The following is a 2,498-nucleotide window of genomic DNA, read 5'->3' on the forward strand; positions in this document are numbered from 1 at the left end:
ATTTCGCCTGCCTTGCCGCTCTTGTTGATGGCACTTACACTGTCGCCGCCGCCGATCACCGTGTAAGCCTGCCCCTTGAGGCTGCCCACCGCCGCTGCGATCACATTGGTGCCGCCTGCAAATGGCTCAAATTCAAAAACGCCCATCGGGCCGTTCCAGAACACAGTTTTTGCACCTTGCAAGGCCGCCGCGTATGCGCTGACGGTGTCGGGGCCAATGTCCAGGCCCTGCCAGCCGTCGGGAATCTCGTTGCTTTTAACGACCTGAGTGTTGGCATCTTCGGCAAACTTGTCGGCGGCGATCACGTCTACCGGCAGCATGATCTTGTCGCCGTACTCGCTTAGCAACCGTTTGGCGAGATCGAGCTGATCGTCCTCGTGGATGCTGTCGCCAATTTTGCCGCCCTGCGACTTGATGAAGGTGTAAGCCATGCCGCCGCCGATCAGCAGTTTATCTACCCTGGGCAGCAGATTCTTGATGACCTTGATCTTGTCGCTGACTTTGGCCCCGCCGATAATCACCACGTAGGGGCGCTCGGGGTTTTCCAGCAGCTTACCTAAGGCCACGACTTCGCTTTCCAGCAGGCCGCCCGCCGCGTGCGGCAGTTTGGAAGCCACGCCACTGACCGACGAATGTGCCCGGTGCGCCGAACCGAAAGCGTCGAGTACAAAGGCGTCACCCAGTTTCGCCAGCTTGTCGTTCAGCGCGGCGTCGTTCTTTTCCTCGCCCATCTCGAAGCGCACATTTTCCAGCAGGGCCACGTCGCCGGGTTTGAGTTCCTGCACTTCCCGCAATGTTTCCTCGCTTCCCGGCAGGCTGCCAATAAATTTCACGTCGTGCTTGAGCACGGTTTCCAGAGCTTCGGCCACCGGCTTGAGGCTGTACTTTTCCTCGGGGCCGTTTTTGGGACGCCCGAAGTGGCTCATGAGCACTACGCTCGCGCCGCCGTCCAGCAGCTTTTGAATGGTCGGGAGACTGGCCGTGATCCGGGTATCGTCTTCGACTTTGCCGTTCTTGACGGGCACGTTGTAATCCACTCGCACCAGCACGCGCTTGCCTTTAAGGTCCAGATGATTCAGAGTTTGCATGTTTATTCCTCCAGAATGTGCATAGAAAACGGATGATGGATGATGGAGAAAACCTCCTATCACCCATCATCCATTATTTATCTCTGATCAGCCTTTTTGCTGAACCAGTTGCACGAGGTCCGCAATGCGGTTGCTGTAGCCCCACTCGTTGTCGTACCAGCTGAAGAATTTAACGAGGTTGCCCATCGCCATCGTCAGGCCGCCGTCAATGATGGCGCTGTGAGGGTCGCCCTGAATGTCGGTCAGCACGATGGGTTCTTCGGTGTAGTCCAGCAAGTTTTTGTACTTGTCGGTCTTGGCGGCGTCGCTAAATACCTTGTTCACTTCCTCTACCGTCACGTCACGCTTAAGCACCGCCGTCACGTCGCTGATGCTGCCAGTGGGCGTGGGCACGCGCAGGCTGGTGCCGTCGAACTTGCCCTTCAGACCGGGGTACACCTGCGTGACAGCCTTAGCCGCGCCAGTGCTGGTCGGGATGATGTTGATGGCAGCGGCGCGAGCACGGCGCAGGTCCTTGTGGGGCAAGTCCAGAATGTTCTGGTCGTTGGTGTAGCTGTGCACCGTGGTCATAATGGCTTTCTCGATGCCAAACGCCTCGTCGATCAGCCTCATCGGAACGCCCAGGCTGTTGGTGGTGCAGCTGGCATTGCTGATGATGTTGTGCTTGGCCGCGTCGTACTGCTCCTCGTTGACGCCCAGCACGATGCTGATGTCTTCATCCTTGGCGGGCGCCGTAATGATGACCTTCTTGGCGCCGCCCGCCATGTGCTTGCTGGCCCCCTCACGGCTGGTAAAGATGCCCGTGGACTCGATCACGATGTCCGCGCCCATCTCGCCCCACTTGATGTTGGCGGGATCGCGCTCGGACAGGGCGTGAATCTTCTTGCCGTTGACGGTCAGGCTGCCCTCGTCGTGCTCGACGGTGCCGTCGAAGCGTCCGGCGGTGGAGTCGTACTTGAGCAGGTGGGCCAGGGTCTTGTTGTCGGTCAGGTCGTTGATCGCGACGACTTCTACGCCACGCGATTCCAGGATGCGGAAAACCAGACGACCAATGCGGCCAAAGCCGTTAATGCCTACTTTCATGCCATACCTCCAGTATTGAGGGCCAACCCGCGTAAGGTCAGGGATGCGCCCCGCACCGTCAAGTTTAACCTCACTTCGTCAGTTCTGTATTAAGGAGCTTCCGGCTCCAGTCCTGCCCAAAACGGCACCCTTAAACCCTGTCCCAGACTTCAGCGGAATCCGTATCAGGGGCTGCCGAGTACAGTTCCGCCTTGCCCTGCTTGGCGAAAGCGGGGATTTAGGGCGGCCCGACCCCCACTTTCGCAAGAGATCCAGGGCAACCGCAAAGTCAGCTTAATGTGAATGGGTGAATGATTCCTCGTCTCAGAAGGTAGATATTCCTAGTCT

General features: G+C 58.2%; 2 protein-coding genes. Both read right to left on the minus strand.

The genetic code is table 11. From position 1 onward, the window contains the following. Positions 1–1,088 (minus strand): phosphoglycerate kinase (pgk, locus tag QZ269_RS12715; RefSeq protein WP_291427069.1); only part of this gene is annotated, 1,088 nt, incomplete at its 3' end. An 87-nt stretch (positions 1,089–1,175) separates the two neighbouring features. Continuing rightward, positions 1,176–2,171, minus strand: a complete 996-nt coding sequence (gap, locus tag QZ269_RS12720) for a type I glyceraldehyde-3-phosphate dehydrogenase (protein WP_291427070.1) — start codon at positions 2,169–2,171, stop codon at positions 1,176–1,178. Positions 2,172–2,498: the final 327 nt, after the last annotated feature.

It is taken from the genome of Deinococcus sp., assembly GCF_018260405.1.
Classification (GTDB): domain Bacteria; phylum Deinococcota; class Deinococci; order Deinococcales; family Deinococcaceae; genus Deinococcus.

Bases quoted from the DNA above. Each gene is read 5' to 3' on its own strand.
- gap (WP_291427070.1), bottom strand. From the start codon at position 2,171: ATGAAAGTAGGCATTAACGGCTTTGGCCGCATTGGTCGTCTGGTTTTC.